Origin of the sequence: Elongatibacter sediminis (genome assembly GCF_037892215.1) — a bacterium.
Lineage (GTDB): Bacteria > Pseudomonadota > Gammaproteobacteria > Xanthomonadales > SZUA-36 > Elongatibacter > Elongatibacter sediminis.
Genome location: NZ_JAZHOG010000002.1, coordinates 440873 through 462108, shown reverse-complemented (window position 1 = coordinate 462108; position 21236 = coordinate 440873). Strand labels below are relative to the sequence as shown.

14 protein-coding genes are annotated in these 21236 nt (G+C 61.1%); 7 read left to right on the top strand and 7 right to left on the bottom strand.

Annotated elements, in window-relative coordinates; translation table 11 throughout:
• Window positions 1-2: 2 nt before the first annotated feature.
• The 4 genes from V3330_RS04745 to V3330_RS04730 form a co-directional block, all read right to left on the bottom strand.
• The gene (locus V3330_RS04745; protein WP_354694239.1) at window positions 3-1214 is read right to left on the bottom strand and encodes an FG-GAP repeat domain-containing protein; all 1212 of its coding nucleotides are present in this window, start codon (window positions 1212-1214) and stop codon (window positions 3-5) included.
• 79 nt (window positions 1215-1293) lie between these two features.
• Window positions 1294-2277, bottom strand: coding sequence for an N-acetyl-D-Glu racemase DgcA (dgcA, locus tag V3330_RS04740; RefSeq protein ID WP_354694238.1), 984 nt, complete (start codon window positions 2275-2277; stop codon window positions 1294-1296).
• Window positions 2274-3311, bottom strand: coding sequence for an N-acetyltransferase DgcN family protein (locus V3330_RS04735; protein ID WP_354694237.1), 1038 nt, complete (start codon window positions 3309-3311; stop codon window positions 2274-2276). The genes dgcA and V3330_RS04735 overlap by 4 nt, the downstream gene beginning before the upstream one ends.
• Before the next feature lie 102 nt (window positions 3312-3413).
• Complete coding sequence (locus V3330_RS04730; RefSeq protein WP_354694236.1) at window positions 3414-5783, bottom strand: TonB-dependent receptor; 2370 nt, start codon at window positions 5781-5783, stop codon at window positions 3414-3416.
• Between the two features lie 269 nt (window positions 5784-6052).
• Here V3330_RS04730 and V3330_RS04725 point away from each other — a divergent pair, with 269 nt between their 5' ends.
• Window positions 6053-8092: a sulfotransferase gene (locus V3330_RS04725; protein ID WP_354694235.1), complete on the top strand. Its 2040-nt coding sequence runs from the start codon at window positions 6053-6055 to the stop codon at window positions 8090-8092.
• Here the strand turns inward: V3330_RS04725 and V3330_RS04720 are convergent.
• Window positions 8077-9405: a Xaa-Pro dipeptidase gene (locus tag V3330_RS04720; protein ID WP_354694234.1), complete on the bottom strand. Its 1329-nt coding sequence runs from the start codon at window positions 9403-9405 to the stop codon at window positions 8077-8079. The genes V3330_RS04725 and V3330_RS04720 overlap by 16 nt on opposite strands.
• 209 nt (window positions 9406-9614) lie before the next feature.
• Here V3330_RS04720 and V3330_RS04715 point away from each other — a divergent pair, with 209 nt between their 5' ends.
• Window positions 9615-11825 carry a SulP family inorganic anion transporter gene (locus tag V3330_RS04715; RefSeq protein WP_354694233.1) on the top strand — a complete coding sequence of 737 codons (2211 nt, stop codon included), beginning with the start codon at window positions 9615-9617 and terminating at the stop codon, window positions 11823-11825.
• A gap of 2 nt (window positions 11826-11827) precedes the next feature.
• On the opposite strand, the gene V3330_RS04710 is transcribed toward V3330_RS04715, so the two are convergent.
• Window positions 11828-12868 carry a PrsW family glutamic-type intramembrane protease gene (locus V3330_RS04710; RefSeq protein WP_354694232.1) on the bottom strand — a complete coding sequence of 347 codons (1041 nt, stop codon included), beginning with the start codon at window positions 12866-12868 and terminating at the stop codon, window positions 11828-11830.
• Between the two features lie 231 nt (window positions 12869-13099).
• Between V3330_RS04710 and V3330_RS04705 the strand changes: the two genes are divergently transcribed.
• From V3330_RS04705 to V3330_RS04690, 4 genes are all read left to right on the top strand, one after another.
• Entirely contained in the window at window positions 13100-14947 is a 1848-nt protein-coding gene (locus V3330_RS04705) for a cation:proton antiporter domain-containing protein (RefSeq protein ID WP_354694231.1), read from the top strand.
• A 68-nt stretch (window positions 14948-15015) separates the two neighbouring features.
• Window positions 15016-15867, top strand: a complete 852-nt coding sequence (locus V3330_RS04700) for a metallophosphoesterase (protein ID WP_354694230.1) — start codon at window positions 15016-15018, stop codon at window positions 15865-15867.
• A 51-nt stretch (window positions 15868-15918) separates the two neighbouring features.
• Window positions 15919-18132, top strand: coding sequence for a CHASE2 domain-containing protein (locus V3330_RS04695; RefSeq protein ID WP_354694229.1), 2214 nt, complete (start codon window positions 15919-15921; stop codon window positions 18130-18132).
• Between the two features lie 316 nt (window positions 18133-18448).
• Complete coding sequence (locus tag V3330_RS04690) at window positions 18449-18925, top strand: FecR family protein (RefSeq protein ID WP_354694228.1); 477 nt, start codon at window positions 18449-18451, stop codon at window positions 18923-18925.
• Window positions 18926-18982: 57 nt separating this feature from the next.
• Here the strand turns inward: V3330_RS04690 and V3330_RS04685 are convergent, their stop codons facing one another.
• On the bottom strand, window positions 18983-20164 hold the full coding sequence (locus V3330_RS04685; protein WP_354694227.1) for a hypothetical protein: 1182 nt from the start codon (window positions 20162-20164) through the stop codon (window positions 18983-18985).
• Window positions 20165-20388: 224 nt separating this feature from the next.
• Here V3330_RS04685 and V3330_RS04680 point away from each other — a divergent pair, with 224 nt between their 5' ends.
• Window positions 20389-20874, top strand: coding sequence for a transcription termination/antitermination NusG family protein (locus V3330_RS04680; protein WP_354694226.1), 486 nt, complete (start codon window positions 20389-20391; stop codon window positions 20872-20874).
• The last annotated feature ends 362 nt before the right edge of the window (window positions 20875-21236 follow it).

The following is a 21236-nucleotide window of genomic DNA, read 5'->3' as shown; positions in this document are numbered from 1 at the left end:
GTCTATCCCGCACCGCCGCGCAACAGCAGGCTCGACTGACCGCCGACCAGCGGGTCGGTCCGGGGTATGGCGCGGTTACAGAAGAACAGGTCTTCCTGGCCATCGCCGTCGAAATCCGCGACCTGGATGTCGAAACCGATTCCGCGGTCGTTGACCGACTCGGGCAGGATGCTGCCCGCTGCCGCGAGACTGAACCGTCCGCTTCCGTCGTTGAGGTAGACCAGGTAGTCCCCCGTATCCGGATCGAACATCGAGGACGGAAGAATGGCATCCAGGTCGCCGTCGGTATCGACGTCAGCCACCTGAACCGTGAAAAACTCCCGGTCGCCGGCCGGGAAATCTTCCGACGGTGCCACCGAGAAACGGCCGCTGCCGTCGTTGATGAACAACAGCGTGTCCTTCGGCCCGGTGAATTCGATATTGATGTTGACCAGCAGCAGGTCCTGGTCGCCATCACCGTCGGCGTCGGCTGCCCGGAATTCCCTCGACTCGTCGTGCCGCACCGGCAAATGGCCCGGCGGGGCCGCCAGCAATCGCCCATTTTCATTGAAATAGAGCAGGTTGGGGCCCTCGTCAGCCAGCACCGCATCGAGGTCGCCATCGCCGTCCAGGTCCGCCAGTTCGACATCCTGGGTATCGCCGCCGGTATTCGGCCAGTATGACTCCGTCTGATCGCTGAAATGCCCGCGACCGTCGTTGATCATCACCCCTTCGGCACCGTAATTGCCGAGTACGATGTCCAGGGCTCCGTCACCGTTGAGGTCGACGACATCGATCGCATTGGAACGACCCTTCAGCGGCAGGTTTTCACTGGCATTGCGGAACCGTCCGCTGCCGTCGTTCAAATACAGCTCGTTGTCCTTGCTGTCCTCACTGGCGAACAGCAGGTCCGGGTGGCCGTCACCGTTGACGTCGGCGAACGTGGTGTCCTCGCTGTCGTGCGGGGTTTGCGGTATCCGGTCCGGGTCGCTGGCGAAACGGCCCTGACCGTCGTTGATCAGCAGTATGTTCGCTTCCCGCTCATTCGCCAGCGCGATATCGATATCCCCGTCACCGTCGACATCAGCCGCGGCGGCGTCCATGCAGGTGCGTGGCAGGTCCGGTGGCAGGTGAGTGTCGCTGACGTCACGGTACTCCGCGGCCTGGGCCATGGCCATGGGCACGCTGGCTAGAAGCGTGAAGAAACGCCATTGAATCATCCGGTTTCGACGCATGGTGGTTGTCCTGTAGGTTTCTGGCATTCAGCGGTGCTGAATAAGTTGGGTATCAGGATTCGGGCTCGGACGGGTGCTTCTATCCCCAGAGATCCGAGTTAAATCCTTCGGCCACACCATCCCGGTACGCCAAACCGTTCGGGTGATCGTGTTTGAGCAGCAGCGGCCCGTCGATGTCGACGAAGTCGCACAGTTGAGCGATCACGAACGAGGGCGCCATGCCGAGCGAGGTGCCCATCATGTTGCCGACCATCAGTTGGCGGCCGGCGGCTCGTGCGGCTCTGGCCAGCTTGAGCGCCTCGGTGAGGCCGCCGGTCTTGTCCAGCTTGATGTTGATCATGCCGTAGCGGCGTGCCGCCACGTCGAGTTCGCCGGTGTGCAGGCAGGATTCGTCGGCGCACAGAACGATGGGGGACTCGAAACCTTCCAGAAACTCGTCGCCGTCGCGGGGCAGGGGTTGTTCGAGCATCGCCAGGTTCAGTTCGGCGCAGCCGGGCAGCACGTCGACCAGCAGTTCGGGTGTCCAGCCCTGGTTGGCGTCGACCACCAGTTCGGCGTCCGGGCGTGCGGCGCGAATGGCGGCGAGTTTTTCGTAGGGACGGTCGCCGTCCAGCTTGATCTTCAGCAACGGCGCGTGAGTCGCGGCGGCTGCCTTCTCGGCCATCGCTTCAGGTGAGGATTCCAGGCCGATGGTGAGCACGGTTCGCACGGGCGCGGGTTCGATCCCGGTCATTTCCCAGATCGTTTTGCCGGCCTGCTTGCATTCGAGATCCCACAGCGCGCAGTCGATGGCGTTGCGGGCACCGCCCGGAGGGAGCAGGCGTTGCAGGGCTTCGCGGTCGATGCCTTTTTCGATCTCGCTCGCCACCGATTCCGCCTGTTCAAACAGCGATTCCGCGGTTTCACCGAGGTAGAAAACGCCCTGGGCTTCGCCGCGGCCGAGGTAACCATCCTGCGCGATCTGAACCACCAGGCCGCGGGAATGGGTCCACTCCGAACCGGTAATTCGAAACGGTTGCTGCATTTCCCACTCTTCGAGGTGGGCGCTGTACTTCATGCTCATGTTTTCTCCGGAAATTGCTGGTTGATGCGTTCGACAATCGGCGCGCAGCCGTCGATCAGCGGATCGACGCAGGGCAGGCCAGTCTCGTCGGCGAAGCGTTGCAGGCAGTTTTCGCGTTCTGCGGCATCGACCTGCGAGGTGTTGACGCTGACGCCCACGCATTGGATGTCGGGGTTGGTGCGTCGGCCGGCCGCCACGTGCAGTTCGATGCATTCGGTCAGTGACGGTAATGAAAAGTGCTCCCAGCCCGCCACCCGAGTGCGCGTGGCATCGTGACAGACAACAAAAGCATCCGGCTGCGAGCCGTGCAGCAAGCCCAGGCTCACGCCGGAGTAACCCGGATGGAACAGCGAACCCTGGCCTTCGACCACATCCCAGTGGTCGGGGTCATTGTCGGGGGAGAGCAGTTCGGCGGCGCCGGAAATGAAGTCCGCCACCACCGAATCGATCGGGATGCCCTGGCTGGCGATCATGATGCCGGTCTGGCCGGTGGCCCGGAAAGTGGCCTTCATCCCGGCTTCCTGCATCGCCTGGTGCAGGGCCAGTGCGGTGTACTTTTTGCCAATGGCGCAGTCCGTGCCCACCATCAGTACCCGGCGGCCGCTGCGTTTTCTGCCATTTCCAACCGGCAGGTTGGGGGGCGGCACGCGGACGTCGACCAGACGCGCGCCGGACGATTCCGCCGCGGCCACGATGCCCGGCTGGTCGGTGAGTTTGACATGCAGGCCGCAGACGACGTCCAGACCGGCGCGAGCCGCTGCTTCCATGACGGCCCACCACGTGTCCGGCACGGACCCGCCCACCGGCGCCACGCCGATGAGCAGGCTGCGCACGCCGGCTGCGGCCGCATCTTCGATACTCATGTCGGGTACACCGAGATCGACGGTGCAACCCGGAAACCGGAACTGGCCCGCGACGAGTTCAGGGCGCCACTGCACGATGCCGAAGGCGGTTTTTGCGTACGTCGCGTCGTCTTCCGAGCCGATCAGGATCAGATAGGGCGGATTGATCTTCACCGTGGTCAATTCGTTCATGTCAGCTTCGATTTTCGGTCAGGTAAACAGGTGCGCATGGTGCCACAAAAAACGCCCGCGAATGCGGGCGTTTTGGTGGCAATTGTGGAAAAACGTCGTGATTCAGAACCGTTGGGCCCAGCGAATGCCGTAGCTGCGCGGTTTGATGTAGTTGGTGTTGTAGTCCAGGCCGCTGGGACTGAAGTAACCCGGATCACCGATATCGATCTGACCGCGCTCGTCGGTGACGTTGTTGGCGTACAGGGTCAGGCTCCAGTTGTCCTTTTCGATGCCGGTCGACAGGTTCAGGACCGAGTAGGAATCCATCCGGTCGCGGCGCGAATTGGTGCTCTCCAGATCGTTGAAGGAACCGTCGCGATACGAAAACGCGAACTGCGCGAAGGCGGGCAGGGAGCCAGCGTCGAAATTCCATCGCCCGATCGCCGTGTACTGCCATTCCGGCACATACGGCATGGGTGTGCCCTTCGGCGCGTCCGGCGGCAGGCCGTCGAGGCGGTCCTGGTCGCTGCGCCAGAAGGCTTCCTCGAGTTCCGCGTCGTTGTAAGAACCGGAGAATGAGAGCAGCAGTTGATCCGTCGCCTGCCAGTCGAGTTCAAACTCGACACCGCGCGTCTGCGCATTACCCACGTTCTGGATGATGGTCAGGTTGGACACCGTGAAATCCAGGAAACCAAACTGGAAGTCCTTCCAGTCGATCAGGTAGGCGGCACCGTTGAAGCGCACGGTTCCACCCGCCCACTGGGTCTTCCAGCCAATTTCATAGTTCTCGACGAAGTCCGGCTGGTATTTCGGGATGCCGGGCACCCGGGCGCGGTTCACGCCACCGGCGCGAAAGCCCTCCGAATAGGTGAAGTAGAGCAGCTTGTCGTCGGCCACACGCCACTCCACGCTGCCTTTCCACGACGTGTCGTCGCCGTCGGCGACGTCATCCACGATGCCGGTATCGAAGCATGGAAACTGGGGTTCACCGGCGTTGTCCTGAACGAAATTGCCGTTGTCGTCGTAAAAGCCGGTGCAGTGGCGCAGGAATCCGTTGAAACCGAACAACGAGTTCTCGTACTCGAAGTAGCGGCCGCCGACGGTCAGGGTCACGGCATCGGTGAGATCGAAATACACTTCGCCGAACACCGCCTTGTCGCGGTCGATCCTCTGTTGATGAGTCTGCCAGGTGGACACGCCATTCTGCACGACGGAGTCGGCCGGGTTCATGTCCGGCACCACCCACTGCAGGTCGAACAGGTGTTCCTGGCGTTGGTAGAACAGGCCGGCGATCCAGCGGAATCGTTGATCCTGGTCCGATTGCAGACGGAGTTCGTGGCTGAAGCGCTCGAAGGTCTCATCGCCGTGGACGAATTGTGAACCGTCCGCGCAGTCGCCGAGGGCATCGTAGTACAGGCAGTAGTAACCGTAATAACCGTACAGGTCTTCCAGATACTCCGCGTAGCCCGAGTAGTCGTAGCTGTTTTCAACATCCCGGTCGAGATAGGCGCCGGCGTAGACCAGGTCGAGATTGCCGATCTTGCCTTCCAGGGTCAGCGAGGCCTGGTACCAGTCCTCGTCCTGATAATCCGGGAAGAATCGGGAAACTTCGCGCTCGTTGCCGGTGTAGCCCTCATTGTCGAACCAAACGCCGGTGGCGTCCTGGGTCTGGTAGTTGATGCCGGGAGTCAGCGTCCAGCGGTCGTTCAGATCGATTTTGGCCTGGGCCCGGAATCCGGTGGTCTCAACCGTATTGAAGTCGTCCTCGATGAGAGCGGCATTGTCGCGCACGATGCCGCTGGCGGCGTACTCGATGGTGCCCGGAACGTTGTCGATCCAGCCGCCTTCGTCCTGGTGCCAGGCGACCAGGCGGATTGCCACGCGGTCGTTCACGGGGATGTTGACGAACGCATCGATGCCAAAGCCGGGATCGCCGTCATCGACGGTATCCGCGTAGATGTCGTAGCCGCCCTGGAATTCTCCGATCACCGGTTTGTTGGTGATGATGCGGATCGTTCCCGCCTGGCTGCCCTGGCCGTACAGGGTGCCTTGCGGGCCGGACAGGGTTTCGACACGGGCGATGTCGTAAACGTGCACATCCAGAATCTGGTTGATGGTCGTGACCGGCTGCTCGTCGAGGTACACACCCACGCTGGGCATGGAGCCGGAGTGCACGCCATCGCCGCCGCTCGAAATGCCACGCATGTAAACCTGGCCGTAGCCGGGGCCGTTCGATGTGTACGACACCGTGGGCAGGAACAGGATGTAATCCTCGAATCCCTTGATCTGCAGATCTTCCAGTTTCTCGGTGCCCAGCACCTGAATCGATACCGCGACATCCTGGAGATTGGCGGCTCTCTTTTGGGCGGTGACGACGACCTCCTCGAGCGAGGAGTCGGCCTGTACGGGTGCGACGACTGTCGCTGCGATCGCGGTGCCAGCCAGGGCCATGGACACGGCCTGGTTCAGGGGCGTTCGGTAGAACTGCTTCATCGTGGTCTCCTCGTAACGCTGCGGCTATTCCCCACCATTCGATAGCCGGGCCGGAGGCCCGAGTCGATCGAAAGACCTACTGCGCATCAGGACTTTAATCAGGTGCTCGGTGAGAGTTGTTGGTCTCGGTATTGATGCACCGAATCCTGATGATTCTTCGTATAGTAGTATGCTCCCGCTTCCGGACACAATCGGCAAGCGATGGACCGACCGGTTTAGTCCGATCAGGCAATCTAAACCACTGAGTATCAGGCTTGCAAGTTCATGCCATGACGACAACCAATAGCGAATCCATGGGAAACCTGCAGACGGCGTTGCGCCATGCCGCCGCACTGCTGAAGAATAATCCGGGTCTGGCGGAGCGACAGGCGCGGGAAATCCTGGCGGTTCAGCCCGGGGCCGATCCGGCCATTCGCATTCTCGCGGCGGCTCTGCGCATGCAGGGTAATGTGCGGGCCAGCCGGGATCTTCTCGAGCCGCTGGCAACACGCTATGCCGATTCTCCGAGTTTCCTGTTGGAGTGGGGGCTGGTTCTGGGCGCGCTGGGAGAGGCGGGCCCGGCTACCGCCGCCCTGCGCAAGTCTGTGCGGCTGCAACCCGAACAGGCGGCTGCCTGGCGCGCGCTGGGCGATCAGCTCGCCCTGGCCGGTGACGAGGAGGGAAGCCGCGCCGCATACGAACGGCAGTTCGCCGCGGCAGCCAGACATCCGGACCTCGTGCGGGCCGCGGACGAAGTCCGCGACGGGCGTTACGCCAGGGCAGAAGGCCTGTTGCGCGAATACCTCAAGCAGCATCCCGCCGACGTGTCGGCATTGCGAATGCTGGCCGACGTGGGCATGAAGCTGGGACAGTTCGACGACGCCCGGGCGCTGCTCGAGCAGTGTCTGGAGCTGGCGCCGGACTTTCACCTGGCGCGGCACAACTACGCGGTCGTACTGGTTCGACAGAATCGCCTGGACGAGGCCTGCGAGCAGGTGCGCCGGCTGTTGGCGCGTGATTCGGCGAATCCCAATTTCCTGATCCTGATGGGGACGATCCGGGTGCGGCGCGGTGAGCATGCCGAGGCGCTGGAAATTTACGAGCGGGTGCTCAAGGACTATCCCAACCAGGCCCGCGCGCAGATGAATTACGGCCACACCCTGAAGACCGTCGGGCGGGTGGAGGAGTCCATCGCAGCTTACCGCAATTGCATTCGGATCAATCCGGCCATCGGCGAAGCCTACTGGAGTCTCGCCAACCTCAAGACCTATCGCTTCACCGATGAAGAGATCGAGTTGATGCGCGGTCAGGTCACCACCGAAGGCGGCGATCCCGACGATCAGGCGCACCTGGCATTCGCTCTGGGAAAGGCACTGGAGGACCGCGGCGAATACGACGAGGCCTTCCGCTACTATCATCGCGGTAATGCCATTCGCCGGGTGAATCACCGCCACGACATGCGGGTCAATGTGTTCAACACGGCGCGGCAGATCAAGACGCTGACCGCGGACTTCTTTGCCGAACGAGACGGCTGGGGCTGTCCGGCCGAGGATCCGATTTTCATCGTCGGCCTGCCGCGGGCGGGTTCCACCCTGCTGGAACAGATCCTGGCCAGCCATTCACAGGTCGAGGGTACGGCCGAGCTGGTGGACATCATTCAGACCGCGCGCAAACTCGGCGCCAGATCGCGCAGGAATCCCGCTTCGAATTACCCGGAAGTACTCGCAGATCTCACGGCTGAGCAATGCCGGGAGTTGGGGGAGCGCTACCTGGAAACCACGCGGGTACAGCGCACGGACACTCCGTTTTTCATCGACAAGATGCCAAACAATTTCCAGCACGTGGGTCTGATCCACCTGATCCTGCCGCGGGCCCGGGTCATCGATGCCCGGCGCCATCCCATGGCCTGCTGTTTTTCCGGCTTCAAACAGTTGTTCGCCCGCGGTCAGACCTTCACCTACGGCCTCGAGGAGATCGGCAAGTATTACCGGGATTACGTGATCTTGATGGACCACTGGGACGAGGTTCTGCCCGGTCGGGTATGGCGCGTACAGTACGAGGACATGGTGGCCGACACCGAAAACCGCATTCGGGAGCTACTGGAGTATTGCCGTCTGCCGTTTGAAGAGCAGTGCCTGCGCTTCTGGGAGACCGAACGTGCCGTGCGAACGCCCAGCGCCGAGCAGGTTCGTCAGCCCATTTATACCGCCGGGTTGGAGCAGTGGCGGCACTTCGAGCACCACCTGGACCCGTTGAAAAAGGCGTTGGGCCCGGTACTGGAACGGTACCCTGTTGCCGGGCCGGACGCGGACGTTCAATCGTCGCGGTAGATCACGCCACCCTTCATCACGAACACGACGTCCTCCAGTTCGCTGATATCCGCGAGTGGGTCGCCGTCCACGGCCACGAGGTCGGCGTAGTAACCGGGTGCGATTCGTCCGACCCGGTCGGACCATCCCAGTAATTCGGCGGCGTCGACCGTCGCCGAGCGGATGGCCTGCATCGGTGTCATGCCAAACTGCACCATGCGCGAGAACTGCCGGGCGTTGTCACCGTGCGGGTAGACACCTGAATCGGTGGCAAAGACCAGTCGCACACCGGCTTCCACCGCCCGGCGAAAACTGTCGCGTTGCGCGATGCCAACCGCCCGTTCCTTGGCGATGTTTTCTTCCGGCACCCCATTGGCTTCGCCCTGCGACAGGGTGTACTCGGTATTGTAGATGTCCATGGCCAGCGAGGCGCCGTGTTCGATGGCCATTTCAATCGCTTCGTCATCGAGATAGCTGGCGTGCTCGATGGAGTCCACTCCGGCCCGGATGGCGAGCTTGATGCCTTCGGTGCCATGGGCGTGCGCGGCGACCTTGCGGCCGTGGGTGTGGGCTTCGCGAACCAGCGCCTGCATTTCCTCGAGGGTGTACTGGGTCTGGCCCGGGATCGTGCCTTTCGAGAAGACCCCGCCGGTGGCGCAGAACTTGATCAGATCGACGTCGTACTTGACGTTTTTCCGCACCTGGGCACGAACCGCCCAGGGACCATCCGCCACGCCATCGGCACGTTCGTCGAAGTCGTGATTGAGTGAATTGGAATCGCAGTGCCCGCCGGTGATGCCGAGCGCCGGACCCGAAACCGCCATGCGCGGGCCGGGGACTTCACCGGCATTAATGGCATTGCGCAATGCCACATCCTGAAAATCCGCGGCCCCCACGTTGCGGATGGTGGTGAATCCCGCCCGCAGCGTGCGCTCGGCGTTGACCACGCCGCCGATCACCGCCCGGTGCGGTGACTGGAAATAGCCGGCGAAAAAGTAGTTGTCGAGATGCCCCACGACATGCGTGTGCAAATCCATCAGCCCCGGTACAATGTAGCGGTCGGACAGGTCCACGACCCGCGCGTCCCCGGGCACCGCCGCCGGGTCCGACTCGACCGCCACGATGCGCTCTCCCTCGATGACCACGACCGCATCCTCGTGCACCTCGCCACTGGCCGGATCGATCAGGTGGCCCGCGATCACGTAGAAACGATCCGTTGATGCCTGCACTGTTGCGGCGGCGAAAAGAACAGCCACCAGACCTGTCAGCAGAAGACCGCGCGGCACCCCGGTGAAAAACCGGCCGATGACAGGGTGTGTGCATTGCAGGGGCATGATTGTTACTCCCGGGATGGTTTTGAGGTAAAGACCGACAGGTAAATGGCCGTTCATTTTAAACGCCCTGATTGGCAATGCCAGCGGTTCGGCCTGACTTGCACGCCCGGCCTGAATTTGACATATCATGTGCGCTTCGGTCCGCTGCGGTTGAAACGGGGAAACCCGGCTCAGGCGTTGGCGAAACTCCCGCGCTGACCTCACACAAAATGATCAGGTTCCAAACCCACGGCTACGAATCCCGATCGCTGATTTCGGACATCGCCCTCGGTGTGTTCGACGGCATCGACAACAGTCTGTGGTGTTACGGTTTCGCCGCGATCATTTTCGCCGGCTCCCTGGCCGGCTACATGCCGTTGATGCTGGGCATCCTGCTGGTCGGCTGGTCCCTGATGGGAATTCTGACGGCCGTAACCTCCGGCGCCCGGGTCCACCTGATCAATCTGGATGAACAGGCGGTGGTCATTCTGTCGACCATCGGTGGTTTGATGGTGGCCGAAATGGGCGATCGGGCGTCCACGACCATGGGTCTGTCGACCATGTTCGCGGTAATTTCGCTGACATCGCTGACCGTGGCCCTGAGTTTCCTGATTGTCGGCCGGTTCCAACTTACCCGGCTGCTCGAATTGCTGCCGTATCCCGTCATTTGCGGCTTTATGGCCGGTATCGGCTGGCTGCTGCTGCAAGCGGGCGTCGGCGTAGCCGTGGACCTGCCCATTTCGCGCGAACTGGTCGCGGCTCTGGGCGACTCGGACAACGTCGTGCGTTTGTTGTTGATGGTGTTGGGCGGGCTGGTTCTGATGGCGGCGGCCAAGCGTGCCCGCGTCGCCTGGGCGTTGCCGGCCACCGCGCTGCTGATTCTGGCGGTGTTCTACGCGGTTTCCAGCGTGATGGGGCTCACGCACGAGGAACTCGTCGCCAACAAATGGTTGTTCGATTTCTCGGACGAGGTCGGTGGCGCACTGGAGCAAATGCGTGACCGTTCGTTTTTCCAGATCGACGTTCCCTTCGTGCTGTCGGTCATTCCGCAGATTCTCACCATCGCCTTTCTGGCCATGCTGTCCGCCTCGATGTCGATGTCGGCCATGATGGCCGGCGGCAATCCGGACCTGTCGACCGCGGAAGAAATGCAGGTCGCAGGCACCGGAAACGTGATGATGGGTCTGATGGGCTGTCCGCCCGGATACACCGACGTCACCTCTTCGCTGCTGTACCGCGAGTTCGGTGCGTCGAGCCGCTGGATGGCCCTCACCTCCTGCGCAGTCACGCTGATCGTGGCCATGGCCGGCAGTTGGCTGGTGAGCTGGATGCCCACGCTGGTGGTGGGCTCCATCGTGTTCCTGTTCGCGTTTCAGATGCTGTTCGACTGGATGTACCACAACGCGCGGGGGTTCCAGCCGGTCGATTACGCCATTGTCTGCATCATTCTCGGCACGGTGATTATTGTCGGCTTCATGTCGGGCATCCTGGTCGGCATTTTGTTGGCCCTGCTGCTGTTCGTAATGCGCTACAGCATGATCAGCGCGGTGCAGGGACGATACAGTCTGGCGACGTTCCGCAGTTCGGTGGAGCGCTCGCCGCGCAGTAACCAGTTACTGGATGAACACGGTTCCGGCGCCCTGGTCTACACCCTGCGCGGATTTCTGTTCTTCGGCACGGCCAATGCGATTCTGGACACGATTCGCGACGAATCCGCGATTCGGTCCGGGCAGTGCAAAGCCATCCTGCTGGACCTCAAGCGCGTGACGGGCATGGACATCTCGGCGCTCAAAACCTTCCTGCAGATTCGCCACATCTGCGAAGCCGCAGGTGTGAAACTGATGTACTCGGGTATTCCCAAGGGCACCGAACAGCGCATCGTGCTGATGGACGCGGTCAGCCGGGAACGGGGCCGTCCGCTGTTCTTCAAAGAAGCTGACTACGCGGTGGAATACATGGAAAACGTGCTGTTGGAAGATCTCGGCGAAAACGACGAGGCCAAGTCCATCAGCGATTTCCTGATGGAACTGCTCGACGATGAGCACAAGGTCGATCTGCTCATGGGCGCGATGACGCGTGTGGAATGCGATGTCGGCCATACCTTGTTCCAGCAGGGGGAAACCGATGACGGGCTTTTCATTCTCGAGTCGGGCTCCATGACTGCGCTGATCGGAACACCGACCAACGGCATGAAACGGGTGAAGAAGTTCAACGCCGGTTCGGTGATCGGTGAGATGTCGAGTTACACGCCCGACCGCAAGCGTACAGCCACCATCATCGCCAACGAGCCGTCCGTGTTGTATCACCTCTCGGCGGCTACCATCGCGGGATTGGACGAGCAGGATTATCGGCTGGTCGGATCCATTCACGAACTGGTAGCTCGCACCCTCGGTGGACGCATTGCGTACATGAACCGGCGCCTGATCCAGGAATTGCGCTGAATTCAGGTTGGCCGGTGGGCTGGCGCGGGTGCGATTTCGTCCAGCAGGTGGATGTCCCACAACTCGGTGCTGGAAAAGTGCAGGTGCTGGCGCAGCATTTTCAGGCCGGCCCGGCCGATGTGGCGTTCCAGCCGGTGCATTTCCTCGAGTTTCGCGACCGTCTCAGCGCCAATGCGGATTTCAATACCCTGTTCGCGTGCCAGCAGAATGCGTTCGGCGCCGAGCACCAGTTCGGTGTGCAGGTAGAAATAGTTGATCATGTCGCGCGCCACCGCTTCGGGCACGATCTGTTCCAGGTCCAGCAGAAAGCGGCCGGCTTCGCAGCCGGTGAATTCGCCGTGTTCCAACTGGCGCAGCAGGCGCTGGTGGGTCGCGAAATCCAGTTCCAGAAAATTATGGATCGAAACCGTGTTGCGTTCGAACAGCAGGAACAACAGGGTCGGCAGGATCAACAGGGTGACTGCCGCCGACAGCACCGGTGAAACCGGAAAATGGTTGAATATGGAGTGAATCAGCACGGCGACGATGAGCCCGGGCAGGTAGAGCAGGGGGTTCATCTGCAGATGTCGTTCGGTGAGCTTCTGCGCGATGATGGCGAACAGCGCCGTGGCGCCTCCGTGCATCACCGCGGTTCCGAAGCCGCGCACGAACCAGGTGACGTAGTGGGCGTCGGAGACCAAATGCAGGTAATAGATGTTTTCGACGAAGGAAAATCCCGCGCCAATGGTGAAACCGAGTATGCCTGCGTCAATCAGAAATCCGACGCGGTTGGTACGGAACAGCCAGATCAGCACCGCGGCCTTGAGGCTTTCTTCGATCAGCGGGGCGACGTAGCGGGTGTAATCGAGGAACTCGAACGGGTAGGCCGCTATGACCTGGGCATTGACCACCGCGCTCAGTACCGCGGTCACGCCGCCGCACAGGAACATGCGAGCCAGGAAGTGGGTGCCCAGCAGGCGGTGGCTGTCGAGGTGAAACAGCGCCGCCGCCAATACGATGACCGGCAGGCAGGCGATGACGGATTTCAGTGCGAGATCGAGCATGGTCGCATCCGCGGCTCCGGATTGGGAAGGGTCGTCACGGCAGTCCGCCCCTCAGGGGCTTCGACGGCTCCTTCCCGATGCATCATAGCGTACTGCGGGGCCGTTACCCGGCAGGTGACTGCATCACGGCAAAACTGGTAGCCTAGTCAGCGGCTATCGTTCCGCAGAGGGATACAACAACAAATGCGCCGTCAACCGCGCGTTCATCGCCCACACCGCGCAACGGGGCGGATGTGGCGACTGGGCCTCATCCCCCTTCTGGGGCTGGTTCCGAATCTGGTCTTCGCCGCCGGTGGTGACATGCCATCGCTGGTGCACGACATCGGCATCAGCCTGATGGTGGCCGGGGCACTCGCCGTCATTTTCAACCGCGCGCACATTCCCAGTATCGCGGCCTTCCTGCTGGCGGGCGTCATCATCGGGCCGATCGGGCTGGGCCTGGTGACCGATGCTGAAAACATCGACACCATCGCGCAACTGGGATTCATCCTGCTGCTGTTCCTGATCGGCCTGGAAATCGACTTCAAACGCATTCTCAGCAGCGGTCGCGCCATCATCGTTTCCGGTCTGTTGCAATACCCGCTGACCATTTTGTTTGGCATGCTGGCGGTCAAACTGATGCTGATGGCGGGTATCGGCGGCGCGTTGCTCCAGGAAAGCCCGCACGCGGCCATTTACATCGGCGTCATCATCGCGGGTTCGTCGACCCTGTTGGTGGTGAAGCTGTTCCAGGAGCATTTCGAACTGGACACCGAACCCGGCCGGCTGTCGCTGGGCATGCTGATCTTCCAGGACATCTGGGTGATCGTCGCCATCATCATCCAGCCCAGCCTGGAAAGCCCCGATTTCGGCCTGATTGCGATGTCGTTCCTGGGCATCGTGTTGCTCGCTCTGTTTACCGTCGTCGTCGCCCTCTCATTCGTCGGCCGGGCATTCACCTGGATTGCCAAAACGCCGGAACTGACCCTCACCGGCGCGCTGGCGTGGTGTTTCATCGTCGTGTTCCTGGGGGTAAACCTGGATGCGATTCTCGAGAACCTGTACGGCCGTAATTTTCACATGTCGGTCGGGTCCGGCATGGCGGCGTTGATCGCCGGTGCCAGCATCGCCAATCTGCCATCGGCCACTGAAATCATCACCAAGGTGGCGACGGTCAAGGATTTCTTCATCACCCTGTTCTTTGTCGCCCTGGGTATCAGTATTCCGGCTCCGGAAAGTTTCGACGTGATTGTGCTGGCGGTGGCGATCGCCGTGATCGCGATACTGGCCAGGCAGTTCATATTCTTTCCGTTGTTCTATTTCTGCAGCGTCGACCAGCGCAACGCGCAGGTGGCTTCGATCCGCCTGGCGCAGATTTCCGAATTTGGCCTGGTCATCGCCTTCCTGGGGGTCAAACTCGGTCACCTGAGCCCGGCCTTCACCAGTTCGGTGATTTTCGCGTTCGTCATTACCGCGCTGGCCACTCCGCTGCTTTACGGCAAGGCTTATGAACTGCACCGTGTGTTCCAGCCTGTATTCGAAAAGCTCGGCTTCAAGGCGCCTCCGGAACGCGAACTCGAACAGGGTGCCGAGTACAAGCTGGCCTTGCTGGGCTTCTACCGCGACGCCTCGTCGCTGCTGTACAACCTGCAACAGGCGAATCCCGAACTGGTCCGCGAAACCCTGGTGGTGGACTTCAACGTGGCCTTGCACGAGCGCATTCAGCAAACCGGTGCGCATGTGCATTACGGTGATCTGTCCAATACCGAAACGCTGCATCACGTGGGGCTGGACCGGGCGCGGGTGATCGTGTGCACCATTCCCGACGACCTGCTGCGGGGGATTACCAACCGGTCGCTGGTGCGCGTGGTCAGAAACATGTGCCCCGACGCCATCATCATCGCCAATGCGGTCAGTCTGGACCAGGTGGAATTGATATACGCGGCGGGTGCGGACTGGGTGTACCAGTCACGGCTGGAGGCGGCCCGGGCCCTGAATGAAGCCATCGACGAGGCGTTGGCGGGTCGTATCGATGTGTTTCGCGAGAAGCGCACGCAGATCAATCTGTCCTCGGAGGACCGCCGGGAAGTGCTCGATTGATGCACTTGACCAACTTTTTCGCCGGCCCGCAGTACTTGTCAGACTAGGGGTCTATCCGGGAGTCGCGTGTGACACTGCTGGTTCAGCTGACCGACACGCACATCGTGGAGCCGGGACACCGGCTGTACAACAAGGCTGACACTGCCGCCCACCTGGCGGATGCGGTGGCCCAGATCAATGCCATGAGTCCGCAGCCCGACCGGGTGATGATCACCGGCGATCTGGTGGAGCATCCGGGTCAGGAAACCTATGACCATTTCGCCCGCCTGATCGAACCATTGCATGCCCCGGTCAACCTGCTGCCCGGTAATCATGACGATCCGGCGATCCTGCGCGAGCAGTTCGACGGCACGGGTTGCTTTCCGGCGGAAGGGCCCACCTACCAGTACACCATTGAAGATTTGCCGTTCCGCATTTTGGCGCTCAACAGCCATTACGCGGGCAGCGAGCTGCCGGCCTTTGGTCCGCGCCGCCTGGCCTGGCTCGAAGCTGCCCTGGAGGAGTCGGACCGGCCGACGATGATCGCGATTCACCATCCGCCGATGATCACCGGGGTGGAGTTTATCGACATGGTCGGTGTCGACTGGTACGCGGACATTGCCCGGGTCATCGCGGCCAACTCCCAGGTCCGCCTGGTGATCTGCGGCCATGGTCACACCGACCTCGTCGGCACCATCGCGCATGCGCCGGTCTACATGGCGGGAAGCATTGCGCATCAACTGGTAGCTGCCCGCGGCAACGATCACGCGCCTGGCTTCGATAATCGCCCGGTAGCGCCGGTGTTGCATCACTGGCTGGGCGAGCGTTTTGTCAGCGGTAGCCATCCCTGGCCTGCCTGGGTGGACGATCATCGCATCGATACGGAGTCCGGCCTGGCCTGGACGGAATTGAAAGACCGGATGCGGGGTTCGATGCGCTGATTTGGTATGGTGCCGTCATACCGTCATGTTCGAACCCAGGAACGCCGCTGAATGAAGCGCTATCTCATCCGGGCCGGAGCCGGCCTGCTACTGACCCTGTTCCTGCTCGGACACGTCGCCGGTTCGTTCACCGTCCCGTTTATCGACGAGGTGGAAAATCTGCTGTACGACACGCGCGTGCGCCTGACCGCACCGCGCGGACTCGACGACCGCATCGTGATCATTGCCGTGGACGAAGCCAGCGTACAGGAACAGGGTTATTGGCCGTGGCAGCGTACGAAGCTCGCGCGCCTGGTGAGAAACCTGTTCGATCACGGCGTGGCCGTGGTTGGTTGGGATATGGTGTTCGCTGAACGCGATGAGAGTGCCGATGTGTTCCGCCTCGAGAATCTGGCCGCCGAGGCGGGCGATCACGCCTTCCTGCAGCGCCTGGAAGAATTCGAGCCGCAGTTGGACCGGGATGCGATCTTCGCCGAGGCCCTGGCATCCGGCCCCAGCGTGCTGGGTTTTTTCTTCGACACCAACGAGCAAACGGCCTACGAGACCGGCGAGCTGCCGTTGCCCGCGTTCGATTTTCACGAGTCGATGGCCGAAATCATTTTTCTGCCGCGCGGCGCGGGATTCACTTCAAACCGCCCGGAACTGACGGGGGCGGCCTACAGTGCCGGCTTCATCAACAACCCGCTGATCGACGAAGACGGCATCATTCGGCGGGCTCCGTTGCTTCATGAGTATGACTTCAGTGCCTACGAGTCCCTGTCACTGGCGGTCGCGGCGACCTATTTCAACGAGATCACCCTGCCGATTTTCGTCGATGAATCGCGCTTCATGGGCGATTATCCCCCGCTGGAGGGGCTGGAACTGGCGGGACGGCCAATCCCGATCGATCCGCAGGGGGCGGTGCTGGTGCCGTATCGCGGGCCGCGCGGGAGTTTTCCCTACATTTCGGCCAGTGACGTGATCGAGGATCGGGTTGAAGACCCCGCCGTTCTGGACGGGGCCATTGCGCTGATCGGTGCCACCGCGCCGGGCTTACAGGACATTCGTTCCACACCGTTCGGCTCGGTTTATCCCGGGGTCGAGGTTCATGCCAACGTCATCAGCGGAATCCTCGACGGCACTTTCCGCTGGGAGCCGGCCTACACCGCCGCGGCGGAAATGATCGCGGTAATCGCGTTTGGGATATTGGGCTCGCTGGCCTTGCCGATTCTCTCACCCATCATCGCAAGCCTCGGATTCGCGGCACTGCTGATTTCTGCTTTGGCGGTGAATCTGTACGTGTGGAGTATCGAGATGCACGTGTTGCCACTGGCCATCACGTTGATGACCATCATTGGCATCTACGCCCTGAACATGGTGTTCGGTTATCTGTTCGAGACCCGCAGCCGTTCGCACATGGACAGCCTGTTCGGCCAGTACGTGCCGCCGGACCTGGTCAAGGACATGAGCCGCGACCCGGAGCATTACACCCTGGAAAGTGAAAAGCTCGAACTCAGCGTGCTGTTCAGCGATATTCGCGGGTTCACCTCCATCTCCGAAGGTCTGGATGCCGGTGACCTGTCTGAGTTGATCAACCAATATCTGACGCCGATGACCCGTATCGTGCATGAATCGAAAGGGACCATCGACAAGTACATCGGTGATGCGGTCATGGCCTTCTGGGGAGCGCCGTTGCGGGATTCGCACCATGCCGCGCGCGCGGTCGCGGCCGGTATGGAAATGCTCGCCGCATTGCCGCATCTCAACAAAGCGTTCAAGGAACACAACTGGCCGGAAGTCGCCATCGGTATCGGCATCAATACCGGCACCATGAGCGTGGGCAACATGGGTTCCGAGTTCCGCCGCGCCTACACCGTGCTCGGGGATTCGGTGAATCTCGGCTCGAGGCTGGAAGGCCTGACCAAGGCGTACGGGGTGAGCTTCATCGTCAGCGAGACAACCGCGCTCCAGGCGCCTGAATTCATCTACCGCGAGTTGGACTGCGTGCGCGTCAAGGGCAAGGCGGAACCGGTGACCATTTACGAGCCGCTCGGCCTGCGGGACCAGGTGCCGGGTCGGCTGGTGGAAGACGCCAAGCTGATGCGCAATGCCCTGCGCCTGTACCGCGAGCGTAACTGGGACGCGGCGGAGTCGGTGCTGCAGGAACTGCAGTCGGCCAATCCGGGATTCTACCTCTACGCGCTGTACCTGCAGCGGATCGCCCATTTCCGGGAGCACCCGCCCGAGGAGGGCTGGGACGGGGTATTTACCCACGAAACCAAGTAAATTCCGTCGCCTGCGGCCTGATGATGATGCGAATTCTGCGTTTGGTCGGAATGTTCAGGCCGCCGTAAATGGTTGTCGTTACTGGTTTTTATGAAAATCTGTGCTAAGCTGGATAGATCATGCAGGGTGCTCGCCCGCCCTCATGCAATGGGGTATGGCCGGAGCGGCCGGCCATTGATAACAGTCGCCCGCGTAGCGGGTTCAATAGTTCGAGGGGGGCTGAAGCAGTCCTGATATGCCCCTGCCAACTTTTTGCCGCGCCAAGGGTACTGGCTATTGAACTGCTTCCGAGGGCAAAGAAAAGGGTTCACACATTATGAAAACGTGCCGTTCACTGTTCGTCATTCTCATCGCCGGTCTGTCGGCTTTTACGTCTGAGGCGTTCGCCGCCGATGCAACCGGCCTGATCGTGGCGTCGCGAGGCACCGTGCTTGCAACGGGTGTTGGCGAAGCCCGCGAACTCAAGCAGGGCGATGAGATTTTCGTCGAAGATTCCATTATGACGGCGCCCAAGAGCTTTGCCGTCATCCAGTTCCTGGACGGTGCCAAGGTTACCGTCAAGCCCGACTCCGAAATCGTCATCGAAGATTACGTGTACAACGGCAATGCCGACGACAAGGCCACCTTGAATCTCGTGTCCGGTGGTTTGCGGGTGATCACGGGTGCCATGGCCAAGACCCACCCGGAAAACTACAAGGTCAAGACCCCCGTGGCCCTGATGGGCGTGCGGGGAACCGAGTTTTCCATCCAGTTGTGTGGCGACCAGGTCTGCGAGCAGGAAGTGATCGACTGAGCGGGCCACCCGAACTCAACGAAAAAACCGGCCATCAGGCCGGTTTTTTTGTGGCTGTCAGGAATCGCTTGCCGCGGGATCCGGCGGTGGCGGTGGGGCCAGCCCGCCGGGCGGTACCAGTGGTCCACCGATGGGCGTGGTCGAACCGGATACCGAAGCGTTGGCGGCACCCACCGGTGTTCCGGGTCCGCAGCGGCGAAGGTGTACATCCTGCTCGACGAAATTGATGACCGTCGGCAATCGGCTGATGCCCAGCGACAGGGCGACTCGAACCCGCTCGGGGTCGTCGATGTAGAGTCGGTCCGAGCCCTCCAGCATGGTCACGAATACGGGCTTTTTGGTGAAGCCATACGTTTCCAGACCGGCCGCGAGTGCTTCGCGGCGTAACGGGTCTATATCCTCCAGGTCCGGCAGGTCGAACAACAATTCGAACTCGTCTGCTGTCGGCGCCAAGGTATAGTCTCCCAGCGGCCACATCGGCACTTCAGCCACTTTGATGCTGCGCTCGATGAACGCCTTGTGCAGCTCCTGCAGGCTCACATTGTCGCCAAAATAGCTGACCGGGACTTCGTTGGAATCATTGAAGACGAACACCACCGGAATGTCCTGGCCACCGTATAACTCACGCATTTCATCCACCGCGTAGTTATCGATGACCACCTGGTTGGTGCCCACGTAAAGCGAAATCTGCAGCGTTTTCGGACGCTTTTCCTGCATGAAATCTACGGCGTCGTTGGGGTGATACCAGTACGCCGGAGAGGAAAACTGGATGATGTCCTCGTAGGACAAGGTCGTGTGATATTCACCGTCGACGAAGTTGGGAATCGGCTCGATGACCTCGGGCACTTCGAAGAACCGTCGCACGATTTCCTGCGCGGGATTGTCCGACGTGATTTCATCCAGCCGATAGGTGGCGAACTTGCGCGAATTGGCAGCGTCGGTGGCGCAGGGCCACTCGAGGATGGCCGGGGGCGCTTTGATGCAAACGAGTTTGTCTTCGGATGCGAAGCCGGAATCACCGGGGCCCAGTTCGATGATTTGACCATCCTTGATCACATAGACCTGACCTTCATCGGTGGTGGTGTAAAGGCCTGGCGGCGTGCCCTCGAGTTCCACGCAATCCTGTTGTGCCCACACGGCCGAGGGCGCAAGCAGGCATCCGATCAGCCCGCTGGCAATGGCTGCGGTGAGCGGATGTCGGTGGTACCCGGATACTCGGTGAATGAAGCGCTTCGTCACGACCCCTTGGCCCCGTAATGCTTACGTTTGTGGCAACCCATAATAGACCATATTAGCAGTTTCACGCAGTGTGACAGTCGAAAGGTCGGTGATTTGCGGCATACGTGGGTTTCTTTTCGATGAAGTTCATTTGTTCAATAGCTGAACATGAACTATAGTCTCAGAGGATTCAGGCAGAATTCGGGTTGTTGGCAGTGCAGTCTTCTCACCCCAGTTGGTTCGCGGTGTTCACCAAGCCGCGCCAGGAACGCATCGCGTTGGAGAACCTGGAACGCCAGGGCTTCGACTGCTTCCTGCCTATGGCGATTAATCCGTACCAGCGCCGCACCACCCGCGACAAACGCATCGAACCCCTGTTTCCCCGCTACCTGTTTCTCAATGCCGTTCCCGACCAGCAAAGCCTTGGCCCGGTACGCTCGACCCGCGGCGTGAACAACCTCGTGCGTTTCGGCATGAACATCGCCGAAGTACCCGAAACCGTCATTGAGTTCATTCAGAAGCGGCTGGACCCGAAAGACGGACTGGTCCGGCTGGAACCCGTCCCGGTGGCGCCGGGCGACAAGGTACAGGTATTCGACGGCCCGCTGGCGGGCGCCCGCGGCCTGTTTCAGGAATGCTGCGGCGAGCGCCGCGCCCTCCTGCTGCTTGACCTGATGGGCCGCCAGACCACCGTCGAAATCGATCGAATGCTGTTACAAAAAACGGGTTGACCCCCGGCGCGCAAGCAGCGCGCCACGACTTCCAAGGGGGAAGCACGGAAGGCCCAGACCCACGCCCGGCAAGGGGGGCGCCAAAGCGGCAGGATTGCCGCCATTCACGCCTATGCGGAGCATCAAAAATGCGCTGCAGGGCGGTAGCGTGCCTGAAGCTTAATGAACACAACCGGAAATCCAACGCCTGAATACGGCAAAACGTCATACGCCGCTTTGAAAGATGGCGTGAAGAAACGCATGCCCCGATTCGTGATAGAGGCATATGAAACGCAGTACCACAAGGAAACTCATATCAATTGAGCGTTGAGGAAGGCAGGTCCCAATTCGACGTACGTGGAGATTGGTGTCCGGGATGGGGG

Excerpts from the sequence above, each read along its gene's own strand:
- V3330_RS04725 (WP_354694235.1), top strand. The coding sequence starts at position 6,053 with ATGACGACAACCAATAGCGAATCCATGGGAAACCTGCAGACGGCGTTG.
- V3330_RS04705 (WP_354694231.1), top strand. The coding sequence starts at position 13,100 with ATGTGGCGACTGGGCCTCATCCCCCTTCTGGGGCTGGTTCCGAATCTG.
- dgcA (WP_354694238.1), bottom strand. The coding sequence starts at position 2,277 with ATGAGCATGAAGTACAGCGCCCACCTCGAAGAGTGGGAAATGCAGCAA.
- V3330_RS04745 (WP_354694239.1), bottom strand. The coding sequence starts at position 1,214 with ATGCGTCGAAACCGGATGATTCAATGGCGTTTCTTCACGCTTCTAGCC.
- V3330_RS04690 (WP_354694228.1), top strand. The coding sequence starts at position 18,449 with ATGAAAACGTGCCGTTCACTGTTCGTCATTCTCATCGCCGGTCTGTCG.
- V3330_RS04695 (WP_354694229.1), top strand. The coding sequence starts at position 15,919 with ATGAAGCGCTATCTCATCCGGGCCGGAGCCGGCCTGCTACTGACCCTG.
- V3330_RS04730 (WP_354694236.1), bottom strand. The coding sequence starts at position 5,783 with ATGAAGCAGTTCTACCGAACGCCCCTGAACCAGGCCGTGTCCATGGCC.
- V3330_RS04720 (WP_354694234.1), bottom strand. The coding sequence starts at position 9,405 with ATGCCCCTGCAATGCACACACCCTGTCATCGGCCGGTTTTTCACCGGG.
- V3330_RS04710 (WP_354694232.1), bottom strand. The coding sequence starts at position 12,868 with ATGCTCGATCTCGCACTGAAATCCGTCATCGCCTGCCTGCCGGTCATC.
- V3330_RS04735 (WP_354694237.1), bottom strand. The coding sequence starts at position 3,311 with ATGAACGAATTGACCACGGTGAAGATCAATCCGCCCTATCTGATCCTG.
- V3330_RS04715 (WP_354694233.1), top strand. The coding sequence starts at position 9,615 with ATGATCAGGTTCCAAACCCACGGCTACGAATCCCGATCGCTGATTTCG.